Below are 19,900 nucleotides of genomic sequence, written 5' to 3'. Positions count from 1 at the left end.
ATTGTTTGATCAGGCCGTCGGATGATAGCCCGGCCAATTGCGGTTGAACATTGGCCGTTCAGCCGAGTCATGGCGTCGCAGACGAGGCGCCAAAGCCAGCCAAACACAATGTGCGATGCAGTTATTGCCCACATCAAGCGCGATGCAGCGAGCCGGGTCCGGTAAAATAACCCTTTGCCTCCAGTCGCACGCAACGTGGCCCATAAACTCCTGAACGACACTTTCCTGCGCGCGCTGCTGCGCCAGCCGACCGACTACACGCCGATCTGGCTGATGCGACAGGCGGGCCGCTACCTGCCGGAATACAACGCTACGCGCGGTCGCGCGGGGAGTTTCCTCGGTCTGGCGAAGAACCCCGCCTACGCAACGGAAGTTACGCTGCAGCCGCTCGAGCGTTATCCGCTCGACGCCGCGATCCTGTTCTCGGACATCCTGACGGTGCCCGACGCGATGGGCCTCGGCCTTGAGTTCGTCACCGGCGAAGGCCCGCAATTCGCCCGCCCGGTGCGCACGGAAGACGATGTGGCACGTCTCGCGGTGCCCGACATCGACGCCACGCTGCGCTACGTCACCGACGCGGTGCGCGAAATCCGCACCGCGCTTACCGACGCCCAAGGCCGTCAGCGCGTGCCGCTGATCGGTTTTTCGGGTAGCCCGTGGACCTTGGCGTGCTACATGGTCGAAGGCGGCGGCTCGGCAGACTTCCGCACCGTCAAGTCGATGCTCTACGCGCGCCCGGACCTGATGCACCGCATTCTCGATGTCAATGCGAAGTCGGTTGCGGCGTATCTGAACGCGCAGATCGAAGCCGGTGCGCAAGCCGTGATGATTTTCGACACGTGGGGTGGGGCGCTGGCAGACGGTGTCTATCAACGCTTCTCGCTGCATTACATTCAGCAGGTTGTGAGCCAGTTGAAGCGCGATCACGACGGCGAGAAAGTGCCGGTGATCACCTTTACGAAGGGCGGCGGCCTGTGGCTCGACGAGATCGCCGATACCGGTGTCGATGCCGTCGGGCTCGACTGGACGGTGAATCTGAGCAAGGCGCGCGAGCGTGTGGGCGGCAAGGTGGCGCTACAAGGCAATATCGATCCGTCGGTGTTGTTCGCGCCGCCGGCTTCGATTCGCATGGAAGCGCGCGCCGTGCTCGATAGCTTCGGCAACCATCCGGGCCACGTTTTCAATCTCGGCCATGGCATCTCGCAATTTACGCCGCCGGAGCACGTCGCCGAACTGGTCGATGAAGTTCACCGCCATAGCCGCGCAATTCGCAGCGGTGCTCATGCACCAACGTGACGCCGTAACCGTTACCAATTCTGCTGCAACGCAGCGAGCTGGGCTCTCGGTCTAAGGGCAAAACAGCAGGCTGCGGGCCGCCAGATGGCGATCTTGCTGTTGTCAAGACTTGACTTATGCACATTCATCGCGTTGCGGCGCGGTAGAAGCTTTCATCGTGCCCTGGCCCTTGCACTTTGCAGGCGCATTTGATCCAAGCCTTATCTGGCAAGGGTTTCACGACCTCACGACAAAATGTGCGGAATCCCACAGAAGGTAGCTGCGGCGCGGTTCTTGGCCCTTCAGAGCGAAGTTCTCAACAAAGTTATCCACAGGCACGCGGACCGATTGCAATTGTTCAGCCGAATCCAAAACTTAGCGCCGAAATTGAAGTTTTACTTTAACTTCGACGAGTTAGCCCTCTGCCCAATGCGCACTGCGGCGCGGCATCGTGCCGCATCAATTCAGCAAGCCCAGACCGCCGCGTGAGTGCCGTGTTCGTCCGCGTCGCGCTGGATCATCCGCTGCCGACCTTGTTCGACTACCGTTGCGACACGCCCGAGCGCGTCGCGCCGGGCATGCTGGTGAGCGTGCCGTTCGGCAAGCGTCACGTAGTGGGCCTTGTTTGCGAAGTGACCGCTCACAGTGACGTTCCCGCCGAGCGCCTGCGCGCGGTCGACCGTGTTTGCACTGCGTGCCCGCCGGTGTCGGCGGAATGGCTGGCGCTGGCAGCCTTCGCGGCCGACTACTATCAGCGCGGCCTCGGGGAAGTGGCCCTGCCCGCGTTGCCGCAAGCCTTGCGCGACGCATCGCGCTGGACGCGTCTGTTCGCCCCGGAAGAACGTTACCGGCTCAGGTCCGAGGGCCGCCACGCGTTGCCGGATGCGTTGCCCGTCCGAGCCAGCGTCCTGAGAAAGCTTGCGCAGGCGCTCGCCGGGACCGACTTCCTGCTGGCAGCCGATGCCCGTGCGATCCACCCCAAAGCAATCGCGACCCTCGACGCCTGGCAGGCCGAAGGCTGGGTCGCGCTGGACGTTATCGAAGCTGCCGCGGCGCTTGCCGCGCCAGAGTCGCCGGATGCGCCGGCGTCTACACTGCCCACGCTCACCGGCGAGCAAGCAGCCGCCGTCGAAGCGATCCGCGACGCGAACGGCTTTGCGCCGTTTCTGCTGCACGGCGTGACCGGCAGCGGCAAGACCGAGGTCTATCTGCGCGCGCTCGCCGAAATCCTCGCAGCGAAGCCCGACGCGCAGGCGCTTGTCCTCGTTCCTGAAATCAATTTGACGCCGCAGTTCGAAGCGGCCTTCCGGGCGCGCTTTGCCGCGCTGGAAGGCGCATCGATCGTCACGCTGCACAGCGGTCTCGCAGAAGGTGAACGCGCCCGCAACTGGTTTGCCGCGCACGCCGGGCGCGCCCGCATCGTGCTCGGCACGCGGCTGGCGGTGCTGACATCGCTGCCGAAGCTCGCCATCATCGTCGTCGACGAGGAACACGATCCGGCCTACAAGCAACAGGAAGGCCTGCGCTATTCGGCGCGCGACCTGGCGATCTACCGCGCCAAGCAACTTGGCTTGCCGGTGGTGCTCGGCTCGGCTACGCCGTCGCTGGAAAGCTGGTGGCAGGCCGATCAGGGGCGCTATACGCGTCTCACGTTGTCGCGCCGCGCCGTCGCTGAAGCCGTGCTGCCGACCGTCAAACTGATCGATCTCGAAGAAGAGCGGCGGCGTGGGCGGGCATCGGTGGAAGGGTTGTCGGGACCGTTGATCGCCGCACTGAAAAACCGGCTGGAGCGCGGCGAGCAAAGCCTGGTGTTTCTCAACCGCCGCGGCTACGCACCGCAACTTGCCTGCGACGCCTGCGGCTGGGTTGCCGGTTGCCCGCGTTGCAGCGCCTACGTCGTCCTGCACAAACCCGAGCGCGCGCTGCGCTGCCACCACTGCGGCTGGGAATCGCGCATTCCGCGCTCGTGCCCGGATTGCGGCAACGTCGACATCGCACCGATGGGGCGCGGCACGCAACGCGTCGAAGAAACGCTGGCGAGCGCGGTGCCTGGCGCCCGCGTGCTGCGTATCGACGCCGACAGCACGCGCCGCAAGGGCAGCGCGCAGGCACTGTTCTCCGATGTGCACGCGGGCGAGGTCGACATTCTTGTCGGCACGCAGATGATCGCAAAGGGCCACGACTTTCAACGGGTGTCGCTGGTCGGCGTGCTCAACGCCGATACCGCTTTGTTTTCGCACGACTTTCGCGCGAGCGAGCGCCTGTTCGCGCAACTGATGCAAGTAAGCGGCCGTGCCGGCCGCGCCGGTTTGCCGGGTGAAGTGCTGGTGCAGACCCGCTATCCGCGCCACGCGCTCTATCACGCGCTGGCCCGGCACGACTACGTCGGCTTTGCCAATTCGACGCTGGCCGAGCGTCGCGACGCGCACTTGCCGCCGTTCGTCTATCAGGCGCTACTGCGCGCCGAAGGGCGCACGCTCGAAGCGGCGCTCGCTTTCCTGCAGCAGGCGGCTGCGGCGTTGACGGAGATTCCGGCGGCTGAACGCGTGACCGTCTACGACGCCGTGCCGCTCACCATCGTCAAGGTGATGCACGTGCATCGCGCGCAGTTGCTGATCGAAAGCGCGTCGCGTGCGGCGCTGCAGGCGACCTTGCGTGCCTGGCAACCGATGCTGCGCGGCCTCAAGGGCGTGCTGCGCTGGAACCTCGAAGTCGACCCGCTCGACATCTAGCGCCAACACGCGCCTGACTTCGGCGTTACTCCTTTAAGTCATATTCATAGAGCGAATGGTCGTTTCGTTTTGCGACTTCGCTCGCCTATATTTCGCCGGATCGGCGCAAGTTTCACAACAATTCCAAAATCCGCGCGTCGATGCACCTCAACTTTTCCCGGGGGCATTGCGATGAGCGATACCAACCACACCCTTCCGACCGGCGCCGCGCCTGGCAGGCAGCAAAGCACGCGCGGCGGCGGTCTCTTTTCCACTGAAGACTGGTTGGCCGTGTGGGTCGGCCTATTAGTCATCGTCGTTGCCTGGGTGCTGTTCGCGTCGGGCAGCAGCATCAAATGGCTGGCGGTTGCGCCGGCCAAATGGTCGAGCGTCGGCCAGGCCGCACAGGACTTCGGCAAGCATCTGCCGAACTACGTCGCGCTGTTTATCGTGTTCTCGCTGCTGTTCGGCGTGAGCCTCGCCGCGCTGAAGCAGCGGGTCGGATCTTTTCTTGGCGCGTTCCTGATTCTGTTTATTGTGTCGACGCTGATCTTCACGCTCGGCGCGTGGGTCAACGCCTCGAAGTACAACCTCGAACCGCCGTTGGTGGCGCTGGCGCTCGGCCTGCTGATCTCGAACGTGTTCACGCTGCCCGAGTGGTTTTCGGCGGGTTTGCGTGTCGAGTTTTATATCAAGGTCGGTATCGTGCTGCTCGGCGCGACTTTGCCGTTCACGCTGCTGGTGTGGGCGGGCCCGGTCGCGGTCGGGCAGGCAACCATCGTGTCGCTCGTCACCTTTTTCGTTATTTTCTTCGCCGGCAAGGCGTTCGGCCTCGACCGCCGCTTTGCCGCCGTGCTGGGCGTGGGCGGCGCGGTGTGCGGCGTGTCGGCGGCGATCGCGATTGCCGGTGCGGTGCGGGCCAAACGTGAGCAGGCGTCGGTAGCGATCACTTTGGTGGTGCTGTGGGCGATCGTGATGATTTTCGTGCTGCCGTTCGCGTCGCGCTCGCTGGGACTATCGACGGCGGTCGCGGGCGCGTGGATCGGCACCTCCGAATTCGCCGACGCCGCCGGCATTGCCGCCGCGCAAGCCTACGGCGATTTCGCAAAACACGCCGGCGGCGCGATTGCCGGCGCACCGGAAGCGTCGTTGCAGGCGTTCACGCTGATGAAGGTGGTCGGCCGCGATATCTGGATCGGCATCTGGGCGTTCGTGCTGGCGATCGTCGCGACGACGCGCTGGGAGTCGCAGGACAGCGGCGTCCAGGCCAAAGCCAACGCCGGTGAGATCTGGGCGCGCTTTCCGAAATTCGTGATCGGCTTCGTGATCGCGTCGGCGCTGGTGACGTGGATCGCCAGCCACTATTCGCTGGCCGATTACCGCAAGGTCGTCACGCCGGAATTCGTCGCGCCGATTACCGCGCTGCGCACGTGGGCGTTCACGTTCTGTTTCCTGAGCATTGGACTGACCACGCGCTTGCGCTCGCTGACGGCCACCGGCCTGAAGCCGTTCCTCGCCTTCACGGCGGGCGTGGCGGTCAATATCGCCATCGGTTACGTGCTGTCCGCGCACGTGTTCGCACCGTACTGGAATAGCTTGGGGCAGGGCTCATGATAAGCGTGGCCGGGCGCGTTGCCGGCACCGCGGACGCACGCGATGAAGCGTGCGGGCCGTGCTGCGCAAGCTGCCGGTACCGCGCCGACGATCGGCATTCACTGGAGCAGAGCATTCCGGGCCTCGCCGTGTTAGGTTCCGGGTTTGGTGCGAGCGTGGCGGGCAGCCGGCTATGCCGTCTGCACGACCAGCTCGTTTCCCCCGACGACGCGTGCGCGCAGTTCGAGCCCGCAGTTCGAGCCGATCCCGCGGCACTGACGCGCGCGCTCCCATCGCCGCCTGGCTAAACCGGGCGGCGCACGCCGATCGGAAACCGGCGCCTCTACTTCTTCAATCCCAGGCCGCCGGACTCAGTCACTCAATCCCGCAAAGCCGTCCGCGTATCGCCAGCCGACGCGCGCGATGCCTGTCGCGTGCGTCCTTCCTCGGACGCGCGTTTGCCCGAGCCACCCGTCGCACCGCGGATGAACAGCACCGCGCAAGTCGCACACATTGCCCAGATGCCCAATACCACCAACCACTTTTCCATTTCGCTTGTCCTCTAAAACCCCGTACCGTTTTTATTTGCGTGCCCTGCGGCCGCGACCATCCAATCTGTATAACGGCGCGCCGCGCGATTCGATGAGGGTAGATGCAAAAAGAATCACGCCAGGGAAAGTACTGATCGCAACCGGTGTCGCCCGGCCCGGCACGATCCCACGGAAACCTCGGCTGCACAAGGCTTTCATCTAGGTGCAACCATGCGTCGTGCATGGTTGCACCTTTTTATTGGGAGGCGTACGATTCGGCGAACTTTTAGTCTTTCGCCAGCTTACGTTGACTGGTATCCGAAGAAGGAAACATGGCTAGCACCACCCTTGGCGTCAAGGTCGACGACCTCCTGCGTTCCCGGCTGAAAGATGCCGCCACTCGCCTCGAACGCACTCCGCACTGGCTGATCAAGCAGGCGATCTTCGCGTACCTCGAAAAGATCGAGCACGGGCAATTGCCGCCTGAACTGTCGGGCGCGACCGGCTCGGCCGATCTGGCCGATGGCGCCGCGGTCGAAAGCGAGGAAGACGGTGCGTCGCACCCATTCCTCGAATTCGCGCAGAACGTGCAACCGCAATCGGTGTTGCGCGCGGCGATTACCGCCGCGTACCGCCGGCCTGAGCCGGAATGCCTGCCGTTCCTGCTCGGCCAGGCGCGTTTGCCGGCGAACCTCGCGGGCGATGTCGAGGCGATGGCCGGCAAGCTGGTCGAAACGCTGCGCACCAAGAGCAAGGGTGGCGGCGTAGAAGGGCTGATCCACGAATTCTCGCTGTCGAGCCAGGAAGGCGTCGCGCTGATGTGCCTCGCCGAAGCGCTGCTGCGGATTCCCGACCGCGCCACCCGCGACGCGCTGATCCGCGACAAGATCAGCAAGGGCGACTGGAAATCGCATGTCGGCCAGGCGCCGTCGCTGTTCGTCAACGCTGCGACGTGGGGCTTGATGATCACCGGCAAGCTGGTGACGACCAACAGCGAAGCCGGCCTGTCGTCGGCGCTCACGCGCCTGATCGGCAAGGGCGGCGAGCCGCTGATCAGGAAGGGCGTCGATATGGCGATGCGCCTGATGGGCGAGCAGTTCGTCACCGGCGAGAACATCTCCGAAGCCCTGGCCAATAGCCGCAAGTACGAAGCACGCGGCTTCCGCTATTCGTACGACATGCTCGGCGAAGCGGCGACCACCGAAGCCGATGCGCAACGCTACTACGCGTCGTACGAACAGGCGATCCACGCGATCGGCAAAGCAGCCGGCGGCCGTGGCATCTACGAAGGTCCGGGCATCTCGATCAAGCTGTCGGCGTTGCACGCACGCTATTCGCGCTCGCAGCAGGAACGCACGATGAGCGAGCTGCTGCCGCGTGTTCGCGCTTTGGCGATCCTCGCGCGCCGCTATGACATCGGCCTGAACATCGACGCCGAAGAAGCCGACCGCCTCGAAATCTCGCTCGATCTGCTCGAAGCACTGTGCTTCGATCCTGAACTGGCCGGCTGGAACGGCATCGGCTTTGTGGTGCAGGCGTATCAGAAGCGTTGCCCGTTCGTGATCGAATACCTGATCGATCTGGCGCGCCGCAGCCGTCATCGCATCATGGTGCGCCTCGTGAAGGGCGCGTACTGGGACACCGAGATCAAGCGCGCGCAAGTGGACGGCCTCGAAGGCTATCCGGTCTATACGCGCAAGATCTATACGGACGTGTCGTATCTGGCGTGCGCGAAGAAGCTGCTCGGCGCGCCCGACGCGGTCTATCCGCAGTTCGCGACGCATAACGCGCACACGCTGTCGGCGATCTATCACCTTGCCGGTAACAACTACTATCCCGGCCAGTACGAGTTCCAGTGCCTGCACGGCATGGGCGAGCCGCTGTATGAGGAAGTCACCGGCCGCGACAAGCTGAACCGTCCGTGCCGCGTGTACGCGCCGGTCGGCACGCATGAAACGCTGCTCGCGTATCTCGTGCGCCGTCTGCTGGAAAACGGTGCGAACACGTCGTTCGTGAACCGCATCGCCGATGAAAGCGTCGCGATCAAGGACCTGATCGCCGACCCGGTCGACGAAGCGTCGAAGATCGTCCCGCTCGGCGCGCCGCACGCGAAAATTCCGCTGCCGCGCAATCTGTATGGCGCGGAGCGCCTCAATTCGATGGGCCTCGATCTGTCGAACGAACATCGTCTGGCGTCGCTGTCGTCGGCGTTGCTGGCGAGCGCGCATCATCCGTGGCGCGCGGCGCCGATGCTCGAAGACAACGAGATCGCCGTCGGCACCGCCCGCGATGTGCGCAATCCGGCCGATCATCGCGATCTGGTTGGCACGGTGGTCGAAGCGACCCCGGACCACGTGAGCGCCGCGCTCGCCCATGCGGTTGCCGCCGCGCCGATCTGGCAAGCCACGCCGGTCGATGCGCGCGCCGATTGCCTCGCTCGTGCCGCCGATCTGCTCGAAGCGCAGATGCATACGCTGATGGGGCTGGTGGTGCGTGAAGCCGGCAAATCGCTGGCGAACGCGGTGGCGGAAATCCGCGAAGCGATCGACTTCCTGCGTTACTACTCGACGCAGATTCGCGACGAGTTTTCCAACGACACGCACCGGCCGCTCGGTCCGGTCGTGTGTATCAGCCCGTGGAATTTCCCGCTGGCAATTTTCATGGGCCAGGTGGCCGCGGCATTGGCTGCGGGCAACACCGTGCTCGCGAAGCCGGCCGAACAAACGCCGCTGATCGCTGCACAAGCCGTGCGTATCCTGCGCGAAGCCGGCGTGCCGGCAGGCGCGGTGCAACTGCTGCCTGGCGACGGCGAAACCGTCGGCGCGGCGCTGGTGGCCGACCCGCGCACCCGCGCGGTGATGTTCACCGGATCGACCGAAGTCGCGCGTCTGATCAACAGGACGTTGTCCGGCCGTCTCGATCCGGACGGCAAGCCGATTCCGCTGATCGCCGAAACCGGTGGTCAGAACGCGATGATCGTCGACTCGTCGGCGCTGGCTGAACAGGTGGTGGCGGACGTGCTGCAATCGTCGTTCGATTCCGCCGGTCAACGGTGTTCCGCGCTGCGCGTTCTTTGTCTACAGGACGATGTTGCGGACCGTACGCTGGAAATGCTGACCGGCGCGATGCGCGAACTGGCAGTCGGCAATCCGGATCGCCTGTCGATCGACGTCGGCCCGGTGATCGACCTCGACGCGAAGCGCGGTATCGACGCGCATATCGCGGCGATGCGCGAGAAAGGCCGCAAGGTCGAGCAACTGCCGACGCCGGAAGGCTGCGCGCAAGGCACCTTCGTGCCGCCGACGCTGATCGAACTCGACAGCATCGACGAACTGAAGCGCGAAGTGTTCGGCCCGGTGCTGCATGTGGTGCGTTACCGCCGCAGCCAACTGGACAAGCTGCTCGAGCAGATCCGCACGACCGGCTACGGCCTGACGCTCGGCATTCACACGCGAATCGACGAAACGATCGCGCACGTGATCAGCCGCGCGCATGTCGGCAACATCTACGTGAACCGCAACGTGATCGGCGCGGTGGTGGGGGTTCAGCCGTTCGGCGGTGAAGGTTTGTCGGGCACGGGTCCGAAGGCGGGCGGCGCGCTGTATCTGCAACGCCTGCTGGCGACGCGTCCGGCCGGTTTGCCGAAGTCGTTGGCAGACGCATTGATGGTGGATGCACCGCAAGCTGCGGAAAACAGCGACAATCCGTCCGCGGCGCTGACGACGCTGCGCGACTGGCTGATCGCCGAACGCCAGCCGGTGCTGGCCGCGCGCTGTGATGGCTATCTGTCGCATGTGCTGGCGGGTGCGACGGCGGTATTGTCGGGTCCCACCGGCGAGCGCAACACCTACACGTTGGGCGCGCGCGGCACGGTGCTGTGCGTGGCGTCGACGGCAAGCGGCGCCCGGGTGCAACTGGCGGCGGTGCTCGCCACCGGCAACCGCGCACTGTTCGATGGCGCGGCCGGCGAGCAACTGGTGTCGATGTTGCCCGCCGCGTTGAAGTCTCATGCAAGCGTGAGGAAGAGCGCCGATACGCCTTTCGATGCGGTGTTGTTCGAAGGCGATAGCGACGAATTGCTGGCGCTGGTGAAGGAAGTCGCGCAGCGTCCGGGGCCGATCGTCTCGGTGCAAGGCGTCGCGGCTCGCGCGCTGGAAAGCGGCGATGAGGATTACGCGCTCGAGCGTCTGTTGACGGAACGCTCGGTCAGTGTGAATACGGCGGCAGCTGGCGGTAATGCAAATTTGATGACGATCGGTTGAGCGAACCTCATCGATCCTCTCAATAAAACGGAAGCGGTACGGCGACCCCGAAACCGCTCCATCCACACCTGGTACCAAGGAGAAGCTATGCAACACAAGATGAAACAGCTGGCAGGCGCGGCGCTGGTTGCAGCGATGTCGCTGGCGGGGACGGCCAACGCTCAATCGACGGAAGACGTGAAGATCGGCTTTGCCGGTCCGATGACGGGCGCGCAGGCGCACTACGGCAAAGACTTCCAGAACGGCATCACGCTGGCTGTCGAAGACATGAACGCGACCAAGCCGGTGATCGGCGGCAAGCAGGTTCGCTTCGTGCTGGATTCGGCCGACGACCAGGCTGACCCGCGCACCGGCACGACCGTTGCACAAAAGCTGGTGGATGACGGCATCAAGGGCATGCTCGGCCACTTCAATTCGGGCACCACGATTCCGGCTTCGCGCATCTACGCGAACGCGGGCATCCCCGAAATCGCGATGGCGACGGCGCCGGAATACACGCAGCAAGGCTTCAAGACCACGTTCCGCATGATGACGTCCGACACGCAGCAAGGTTCGGTCGCCGGCACGTTCGCGGTGAAGAGCCTGGGCGTGAAGAAGATCGCGATCGTCGACGACCGCACGGCTTATGGCCAGGGTCTGGCTGATCAGTTCGAGAAGGCAGCGAAGGCGTCGGGCGCAACCATCGTCGATCGTGAATACACGAACGACAAGGCTGTCGACTTCAAGTCGATCCTGACCAAGCTGAAGTCGGTCAACCCGGACCTGATCTATTACGGCGGCGCGGATTCGCAAGCGGCACCGATGGTCAAGCAGATGAAGGCACTGGGCATCAAGGCGCCGCTGATGGGCGGCGAAATGGTCCACACGCCGACGTTCATCCAGATCGCGGGTGACGCAGCGAACGGCACGGTGGCGTCGCTCGCCGGCCTGCCGCTGGAAGAAATGCCGGGCGGCAAGGACTACGTCGCGAAGTACAAGAAGCGTTTCAACGAAGACGTGCAAACGTACTCGCCGTACGCCTACGACGGCGCAATGGCCATGTTCGACGCAATGAAGAAAGCTAACTCGACCGATCCGGCCAAGTACCTGCCGCTGCTCGCGAAGACCTCGATGCCGGCCGTGACGTCGGCGAACCTCGCGTACGACGGCAAGGGCGACCTGAAGAACGGCGGCATCACGCTGTACAAGGTTGTCGACGGCAAGTGGACGACGCTGCAAAGCGTGGGTGGGAAGTAAGCGGTTTTCGCTTGAGCGTGCGGGTGTTACGTGCGGTATTGGCGTGGTGCTCGACGCACAAAAAAGCCCTGCGGCGTGTTTCACCGCAGGGCTTTTTCTTGATGCTTAGCTGTTGTGTGCGAATCGCGCTATCGCCGCCTTCACGACTCCCCTCTCAGCTTCCTTCCCTGTTCTCGAATCTGCTCCAACGTTGCGCCCGGCGTGCTCGCTTCCTGCGGCATACGAATCTCGATCACCGCCGCACGCCTGGCCTCCATCGAACGCTGAAGTGCAGGCAGAAAATCCTCGGTCCGCTCCACTGTTTCGCCATGCGCGCCGAACGAGCGCGCGAACGCCGCGAAATCTGGATTTGTGAGTCCCGTGCCATGAACGCGATTCGGATAGTGCCGTTCCTGATGCATCCGGATCGTGCCGAAGTGGCTGTTGTTCACCACGATGAAAATTACGTGCAAGTCGTACTGCATCGCGGTCGCGAGTTCTTGCGCGGACATCATGAAACAGCCGTCGCCAGCCAATGCGACCACCACGCGTTGCGGATACAGCGACTTCGCCGCAATCGCCGCCGGCACGCCGTAGCCCATCGCGCCACTGGTCGGCGCAAGTTGCGAGCGGAAGTGCCGATACGAGAAATGCCGATGCAGCCACGTCGCGTAATTGCCCGCGCCGTTTGTCAGGATCGCGTCCTCCGGCAGATGCGCGCGTAATTGCTGGATCACTTCGCCCATCTGCACGTCGCCTGGGATCTGACGCGGTTTGCGCCAGTCGAGATACGCGCGATGGGCTTCCTCTGTCGCTCCATCCCATGCGAGCTTGCCGGAGGACGGCTTTAAAGCTGCAAGCAGCGCTGCCAGCTCGGGCATTCCGGAGACGATCGGCAGATCCGCCGCGTAGACGCGCCCGAGTTCCTCCGCGCCTTGATGCACGTGCACCAGTGTTTGTCTGGTTTTCGGAATGTCGAGGAGCGTGTAGCCGTTCGTCGTTGCTTCGCCCAGGCGAGGGCCGAGTGTGAGTAGCAGGTCTGCATCGCGGATGCGTTGAGCAAGCGCCGGATTGATGCCGAGGCCGACGTCGCCGGCGTAGTTCGGATGTTCATTGTCGAGCGTGTCCTGGAAGCGGAACGCGAGGCCGATCGGCAGTTGCCAGGTCTCGACGAAGCGTTGAAGGTCCGCGCATGCTGCGGACGTCCAACCGCTGCCGCCTGCGATCACCATCGGCCGTTGCGCGCTTTCGAGCATTTGGCGCAGCTGTTCGATCTGCGCCGCCGACGGCGATGCCGCCACTCGTTTATACGCCGGCGCACCGGCAACCCTATCGCATGCATCGCTCAGGACATCTTCCGGCAACGACAGCACGACCGGCCCCGGACGCCCCGACGTCGCCGTGTGAAACGCATGACTCAGATATTCGGGAATGCGCTTGGGATCGTCGATTTGCGCGACCCACTTCGCCATCTGACCGAACATGCGCCGGTAGTCGATTTCCTGGAAGGCCTCGCGGTCGAGATGCTCGCGTGCGCATTGGCCGATCAGCAGAATCATCGGCGTGGAGTCCTGAAACGCGGTGTGCACGCCGATCGATGCATGGGTTGCGCCCGGGCCGCGCGTGACGATCGCGACGCCTGGGCGGCCGGTCAATTTGCCGATTGCTTCGGCCATGTTTGCCGCCGCTGCTTCGTGCCGGCAGACGATGGTCTGGATGCGGCCGGTTTCGTCGTGCAGCGAATCGAGCACGGCGAGAAAGCTTTCGCCGGGCACGCAAAAAACACGTTCGACGCCGTGCGTCAGCAAGGCATCGACTACGAGACGCGCGCCGGTGGTTTGGGTGGTGGGAGAATCAGAAGCGAGCGGCATTGCGATGAAGCCTCCAGTGTGACGATGGGTGCGATCGGTGCAGTCGGGTCGTTGCCGCATCGAGCGTGGATAAAAGCCGATGGGCGCTTCGACAGCGTACGCCGACAGCGCGTCCGATGTCACGGCGCAGCGCAACCGCATCCGCAACCGCATCCGCGAAGCGTCCGTCGACTGAGCACAAACGAAAACGCGGGCCGAAGCCCGCGTCATTGGCAGCGCAAACCGCTGCGCAACCCAAGCGCTCTCAACATCAACATTCCACAATATTCACCGCCAACCCGCCGCGCGACGTTTCCTTGTACTTCGTCTTCATATCCGCGCCGGTCTGCATCATCGTCTTGATCACAGAGTCCAGCGACACGTAATGTGTGCCGTCACCGCGAAGCGCCATTCGCGCGGCATTGACAGCTTTTACCGAGCCCATCGCGTTGCGCTCGATACACGGAATCTGCACCATCCCGCCGACCGGATCGCACGTCAGCCCAAGGTTGTGCTCCATGCCGATCTCGGCGGCATTCTCGACCTGCGCCGGCGTGCCGCCCATCACCGCTGCGAGCGCGCCCGCCGCCATCGAACAGGCGACGCCCACTTCACCCTGGCAACCCACTTCCGCGCCCGAAATCGACGCGTTCAGCTTGTACAGAATGCCGATCGCTGCCGCCGTCAACAGGAAGTCGATCACGCCTTGCTCGTTCGAGCCCGGCATGAAACGCGTGTAGTAATGCAGCACCGCTGGAATGATGCCGGCCGCGCCATTGGTCGGCGCGGTGACTACGCGCCCGCCCGCGGCGTTTTCTTCGTTGACGGCGATCGCGTACAGGTTGATCCAGTCGACCATCGACAGCGGATCGCGCAGCGCCAGTTCAGGATTGCCCGACAGCGCGCGATACAACTGCGGCGCACGGCGCTTCACCTGGAACGGGCCGGGCAGATTGCCGTCGGCATCGGGATTGTTGATGCCGCAACCGCGCGCCACGCACGACTGCATCACGTCCCAGATTTTCAGCAAACCCGCGCGCGTTTCTTCTTCCGTGTGCCAGACGCGCTCGTTTTCCCACATCAGCTGCGCGATGCTCTTGCCGGTCGATTGACATAGCGCGAGCAACTCGTTGCCGCTGCGGAACGAATGCGGCAGTTGATCGACGGCGCTCAGCACTTTCGTGTTCGGCGCCCCTGCGGTCACCACAAAGCCGCCGCCAACCGACAAATAGGTCGACTCGCGCAACGTCTCGCCTTGCGTATCGAACGCGCGCAGCTTCAGGCCGTTCGGATGCTCGGGCAGCGCCTGCCGATAAAACGAAATGTGATCTTTCTGCACGAACGGTACGTCGTGCGTGCCGAGCAGCGCGAGCTTGCGCGACACCCGCACCGCTTCGAGCCGCTGCACGATCGTGTCGGGGTCGACAGTGTCGGGTGCATCGCCCATCAGCCCGAGCATCACGCCGCGATCCGTACCGTGGCCCTTGCCCGTCGCGCCGAGCGAACCATACAGGTCCACTTTCACCGATGCCGTCGCGCCGAGCAGCCCGTCGCGTTCGAGCCCTTGAACGAACATCAGCGCCGCGCGCATCGGCCCGACCGTATGCGAACTGGACGGACCAATACCGATTTTGAAGAGGTCGAAGACGCTGACTGCCATTACTGCTCCCTGCTGATAAAAGTTAGTTTAGCGCGCCGGCAGCGGTAAACACACGGCAAGCCACGCGGGTGGCGTCGGTGCGAGCTGCAACGCGATCGGCGTATAGCGTCCATCGAGACGCGCCGCCAGGTGAAACAGTTCCGTCGCGTTCTTCGGATCCCACTGGCCCGAATAGCCAGACAAGCCGGCCTCGCGACGTTTGGCATCGAACGGGACGTTCGAATGCACGAATTCTTCATGCGTCTTGCTGCCGTCCGCATACGGCGTGAGCCAATTGAGCGCGCCCTCGAGCGACGCACCGTTCGTGCCCTTTTCCGGCAACCAGTTGCGGTTGTGGCGGCGCGCGGCGAGCGCGGCGGTCACAAGCGGTTGCAGGTCGTAGGTGACGTAATGCAGCGCGTCGCGTTCGCCGAAGTCGAACGTCGAACCGTCCGGCGCGATGTTGTCGCCGATATGCTCGTCAAACAGACGCTGAGCCGCGTTGATCATCTTGCGGTTATCGAGCGTGAACGCGGCCATTGCGATCAGCTTGATCCGGTGACTCTGCCAGTTGTTGCGATATGTGCCCTTGAGCGGGCGCGGCTGCGCGTCGATCTGCGTGATGTAGCCGTTCGCGAACTTCGTCAGAAACGCCATCGATGCGTTGCGGGTTTTCACCGGCAGCGCGCTCGCGGTCATGTCGTAGGCGAGGATCAGGCCTTCGAAATGGGTTTCGTCGATGGGATTGAAGCTCGGCTGGTAAGTCGTGACCCACGCAAACAGCAAACGGTCGACCAGCTTCAGATAACGGTCGTCGCTGGTCGCGCGCCATGCAAGCGCGGCGTCGCGCAGCAGATCCAGATCCTTCTCCGCCTCGACGCTCTGATCGTAGATGCCCTCGTGCGGCAGCGTGCCTTCGGTATGCAGTTTTGCAAGCGCTCGCGGCGGGTCGTTCAGATGCGCCTGCACATTGCTCACTAGTGCTTTGACGCCGGGATCGGCGTTGGTCCGCTCGCTGGTTTGCAGCGCGGGCGCCGCACAAAAATTCATCGCGGCCCGTGCCTGCCGCAGCGGCACCAGCACGGCTGCGCCAGCCAGCAATAGCGCGCAGGCCTGCTGCCACGTCTGGGCTCGCCTTATTGCGGTCCGGCTTTGCATCAATCGCACCTTTCGCGCCATGCGAAACTCCTCATTAGGCTGATTCGGTGTGTGATGTTAGCCGTTTGCGGGCACGAACGACAGAACCGCGCACCACCCGCTTACAACATGCGGGCGGTGCGCGGTCATGCAGGCAACGGCCAGAATTATTCGTAGTCGGCGACCGGCACGCAGGAACAGAACAGATTGCGGTCGCCATACACGTTGTCCGCACGGCCGACCGGCGGCCAGTACTTCTTCGCGATCAGCGTCGGCAGCGGATACGCGGCGGTTTCGCGCGCATACGCATGCTTCCATTCGTTCGCAATGACGACCGCTGCCGTGTGCGGCGCATGCTTGAGCGGATTGTCTTCGCGGTCCGAACGGCCTTCCTCGACCGCGCGGATTTCCTCGCGGATCGCGATCATCGCTTCGACGAAACGGTCGAGTTCTTCCTTCGATTCCGATTCGGTCGGCTCGACCATCAGCGTGCCCGGCACCGGGAAGCTCATGGTCGGCGCGTGGAAGCCGTAGTCGGCGAGACGCTTGGCGACGTCGTCGACGGTGATGCCGCTCGTCTCCTTGAGCGGACGCAGATCGAGAATACATTCGTGCGCGACCAGGCCGCCGGGGCCCGAATACAGCACCGGATAATGCGGCGCGAGTTTCTTCGCGACGTAGTTCGCGTTGAGGATCGCGGTTTCGGTGGCGGCGGTGAGGTTCTTCGCGCCCATCATCGCGATGTACATCCACGAGATCGGCAGGATCGAAGCGGAGCCGTACGGTGCGCCCGACACCGCGCCGATACCGTTCGGCGCGCGTTCGTAGCCCGACGAGATCTGGTTCGGCAGGAACTGCGCGAGATGCGCGCCGACCGCGACCGGACCGACGCCCGGGCCGCCGCCGCCGTGCGGAATGCAGAAAGTCTTGTGCAGGTTCAGGTGCGAGACGTCGCCGCCGAACTGGCCCGGCGCACACAGACCGACCATCGCGTTCATGTTCGCGCCGTCCACATAGACCTGGCCGCCGTGCGCATGCACGATCTCGCAGATTTCGCGGACGTTCACCTCGAACACACCGTGCGTCGACGGATACGTAATCATGATCGCCGCGAGCTTGTCGGCGTGTTGCGCGGCCTTGTTCTTCAGGTCCTCGATATCGACGTTGCCTTGGGCGTCGCACGCGACCACGACCACCTGCATGCCGGCCATCTGCGCCGACGCCGGGTTCGTGCCGTGCGCCGAGGCGGGAATCAGGCAGACGTTGCGGTGGCCTTCGCCGCGCGACGCGTGGTACGCGTGAATGATCAACAGACCCGCGTATTCACCTTGCGAGCCGGCATTCGGCTGCAGCGACACGGCTGCGTAGCCGGTAGCCGCGACCAGCATCTGTTCCAGCTGATCGATCATTTCGCGGTAGCCAACCGTTTGCTGAGCCGGAGCAAACGGGTGAATCTGACCGAATTCGGGCCACGTGACCGGCAGCATCTCCGAGGTCGCGTTCAGCTTCATCGTGCAGGAGCCGAGCGGGATCATCGAGCGGTCGAGCGCGAGGTCCTTGTCCGACAGGCTGCGCAAATAGCGCAGCATTTCCGTTTCCGAATGGTGGCGATTGAACACGTGGTGCGTGAGATATGCGCTGGTGCGTTCGAGTGCGGCCGGCACCGTGTTCTCTGCGGGGAGTTCTGCGTCGAGGGCGTCGATTTGCGGGACTTCGTCGACAAATGCCGCTTGCGCAAATGCTGCGAGCAGATCGGCCAGATCGCTGCGCTTGGTGGTTTCGTCGATCGAGATGCCGACGCGCGTGTCGCTCACGCGGCGCAAATTAATGCGCTTGGCCGTTGCCGCATCATGCAGTGCCTGGGTGCGTGCGCCGGTTTCGAACGTGAGCGTGTCGAAGAACGTGTTGTTGACGAGCGTGTAGCCGAGCTTCTTCGCGCCGGCTGCGAGCAGCGCCGCGATGCGGTTCACGCGCAGCGCGATCGTCTTCAGACCGTGCGGGCCGTGATAGACCGCGTACATGCTCGCCATGATCGCGAGCAGTGCTTGCGCGGTGCAGACGTTCGAGGTCGCCTTTTCGCGGCGGATATGCTGTTCGCGTGTTTGCAGCGCGAGACGCAGCGCCGGATTGCCTTGCGCATCGACGGTCACGCCGACCAGACGTCCCGGCATCTGACGCTTGAATTCGTCGCGCACGGCAAGGTAAGCCGCGTGCGGGCCGCCGAAACCGACCGGCACGCCGAAACGCTGCGTATTGCCGACGGCCACGTCCGCGCCCCATTCGCCCGGCGGCGTGAGCACGGTCAGCGCGAGCAGATCGGCGGCGACCACCACATGGCCGCCCGCCGCGTGAATCGCTTCAGTGAGTGCGCGGTAGTCGCGCACGTCGCCGTTCACGCCCGGATATTGCAGCAGCACGCCGAACGCGTTGGCGTTCGCCGCATCCGCAGCCGGGCCCACTTTCACTTCGATGCCGACCGGCGTCGCGCGCGTCTTCACCACTTCGATGGTTTGCGGCAGCACGTCGTCAGCGACGTAGAACACGTTCGACTTCGGCTTGCCGATGCGTTGCAGCAGCGTCATCGCTTCGGCGGCGGCGGTGGCTTCGTCGAGCAGCGATGCGTTCGAGATCGCCAGACCCGTCAGGTCGACGATCATCTGCTGGAAGTTCAACAGAGCTTCCAGACGGCCTTGCGAGATTTCCGGCTGATACGGCGTGTACGCGGTGTACCAGGCCGGATTTTCCAGTACGTTGCGCAGGATCACCGTCGGCGTGTGCGCGTTGTAATAGCCCTGCCCGATGTACGAGCGGAACACCTGGTTCTTGTCCGCCAGCTCACGCAGCGCGGCGAGCGCTTCGGCTTCGCTCTTCGGCTGGGCGAAGGGGCCGAGCGGCAACGTTTCGCTGCGGCGGATCGTCTTTGGAATGACGGCGTCAATCAGCGCGGCGCGCGAGGCGAAGCCCAAGGCTTCGAGCATCGCATGCTGGTCGGCCGAATCCGGGCCGATGTGCCGTTCGGCGAAGGCGTCATGCACTTCGAGCGCGGCGAGCGAGAGAGGAGTGCGGTTCATCAGACGATCCGGGTGTTCGAGCTTCATGGGGTGTTCCTGACGGTGCGGCGCGCCATGCCTGACGGACGCCGCACCTGACGGTTTAAACGAGTAGGTGGATCAGGCGCCGATCGACTTCGAGTACGCGTCGGCGTCGATCAAACGATCTTGCGTGGCGCCGTCGGCCGGCTTGATCTTGAAGAGCCAGCTGTCGTACGGCGCGCTGTTGACCGCATCGGGTGTGTCGGCGACGGCTGTGTTCGCTTCGATGATTTCGCCCGAGACCGGCGCATAGATATCGGAAGCGGCCTTCACCGATTCGATCACGGCGACGGTATCGCCTGCGTTCACGGTTTTGCCCAATTCCTGGACTTCGAAGAAGACGATATCGCCGAGCGCTTCCTGCGCATGGTCGGTAATGCCGACCGTCAGCGTGCCGTCCGCCTCGGTGCGGACCCATTCGTGCGATTCGGTGTATTTCAGATCGGCCGGGATGCTCATCGGATGCTCCTATGCGGTGTGATTCGGTATTGACTTAATAAAGGGGGCCCCCAAACCTGTCGCTTCGCGCCAGGCCCCCGAGGGGGACAATCCCCCAAAGGGACTTCCTGCGGGGCGGAAAACTTCGGGTAGCCCGG

11 protein-coding genes are annotated in these 19,900 nt (G+C 63.9%); 5 read left to right on the top strand and 6 right to left on the bottom strand.

The genetic code is table 11. The features are described from left to right. Nucleotides 1-195: 195 nt before the first annotated feature. The 3 genes from hemE to AC3WOG_RS20355 all read left to right on the top strand — a co-directional run bounded on the left by hemE (nt 196) and on the right by AC3WOG_RS20355 (nt 5,600). Nucleotides 196-1,296, top strand: coding sequence for a uroporphyrinogen decarboxylase (gene hemE, locus AC3WOG_RS20365; protein WP_492579596.1), 1,101 nt, complete (start codon nt 196-198; stop codon nt 1,294-1,296). Nucleotides 1,297-1,760: 464 nt separating this feature from the next. Then, the gene (locus tag AC3WOG_RS20360; protein ID WP_492579595.1) at nt 1,761-4,007 is read left to right on the top strand and encodes a primosomal protein N'; all 2,247 of its coding nucleotides are present in this window, start codon (nt 1,761-1,763) and stop codon (nt 4,005-4,007) included. Nucleotides 4,008-4,178: 171 nt separating this feature from the next. Then, a complete protein-coding gene (locus tag AC3WOG_RS20355) occupies nt 4,179-5,600 on the top strand; it encodes a YeiH family protein (protein WP_492579594.1) in 1,422 nt (473 codons plus the stop codon). Nucleotides 5,601-5,958: 358 nt separating this feature from the next. Here AC3WOG_RS20355 and AC3WOG_RS20350 read toward each other — a convergent pair whose 3' ends face one another. Then, nucleotides 5,959-6,129, bottom strand: a complete 171-nt coding sequence (locus AC3WOG_RS20350) for a hypothetical protein (RefSeq protein WP_492579593.1) — start codon at nt 6,127-6,129, stop codon at nt 5,959-5,961. A gap of 312 nt (nt 6,130-6,441) precedes the next feature. Between AC3WOG_RS20350 and putA the strand changes: the two genes are divergently transcribed. Together putA and AC3WOG_RS20340 are read left to right on the top strand one after the other, a co-directional pair. Then, nucleotides 6,442-10,371, top strand: coding sequence for a trifunctional transcriptional regulator/proline dehydrogenase/L-glutamate gamma-semialdehyde dehydrogenase (gene putA, locus AC3WOG_RS20345; RefSeq protein ID WP_492579592.1), 3,930 nt, complete (start codon nt 6,442-6,444; stop codon nt 10,369-10,371). Nucleotides 10,372-10,458: 87 nt separating this feature from the next. Continuing rightward, nucleotides 10,459-11,607 (top strand): branched-chain amino acid ABC transporter substrate-binding protein, encoded by a 1,149-nt coding sequence (locus tag AC3WOG_RS20340; protein ID WP_341313870.1) that lies wholly within the window; start codon nt 10,459-10,461, stop codon nt 11,605-11,607. A gap of 140 nt (nt 11,608-11,747) precedes the next feature. Here AC3WOG_RS20340 and AC3WOG_RS20335 read toward each other — a convergent pair whose 3' ends face one another. From AC3WOG_RS20335 to gcvH, 5 genes are all read right to left on the bottom strand, one after another. Further along, a complete protein-coding gene (locus AC3WOG_RS20335) occupies nt 11,748-13,457 on the bottom strand; it encodes a thiamine pyrophosphate-binding protein (RefSeq protein ID WP_492579591.1) in 1,710 nt (569 codons plus the stop codon). Nucleotides 13,458-13,707: 250 nt separating this feature from the next. Next, nucleotides 13,708-15,096, bottom strand: coding sequence for an L-serine ammonia-lyase (locus AC3WOG_RS20330; protein ID WP_492579590.1), 1,389 nt, complete (start codon nt 15,094-15,096; stop codon nt 13,708-13,710). A gap of 27 nt (nt 15,097-15,123) precedes the next feature. Further along, nucleotides 15,124-16,254 carry an alginate lyase family protein gene (locus tag AC3WOG_RS20325; protein ID WP_492579589.1) on the bottom strand — a complete coding sequence of 377 codons (1,131 nt, stop codon included), beginning with the start codon at nt 16,252-16,254 and terminating at the stop codon, nt 15,124-15,126. A gap of 125 nt (nt 16,255-16,379) precedes the next feature. Continuing rightward, nucleotides 16,380-19,310 carry an aminomethyl-transferring glycine dehydrogenase gene (gcvP, locus tag AC3WOG_RS20320; protein WP_492579588.1) on the bottom strand — a complete coding sequence of 977 codons (2,931 nt, stop codon included), beginning with the start codon at nt 19,308-19,310 and terminating at the stop codon, nt 16,380-16,382. Nucleotides 19,311-19,382: 72 nt separating this feature from the next. Further along, nucleotides 19,383-19,763 carry a glycine cleavage system protein GcvH gene (gcvH, locus tag AC3WOG_RS20315; RefSeq protein ID WP_492579587.1) on the bottom strand — a complete coding sequence of 127 codons (381 nt, stop codon included), beginning with the start codon at nt 19,761-19,763 and terminating at the stop codon, nt 19,383-19,385. Between the last annotated feature and the right edge of the window lie 137 nt (nt 19,764-19,900).

The organism is Paraburkholderia sp. FW306-02-B, from assembly GCF_058782725.1.
The sequence above is the reverse complement of the archived record's forward strand: the minus strand, read 5'-3'. Positions and strand labels throughout refer to the sequence as shown.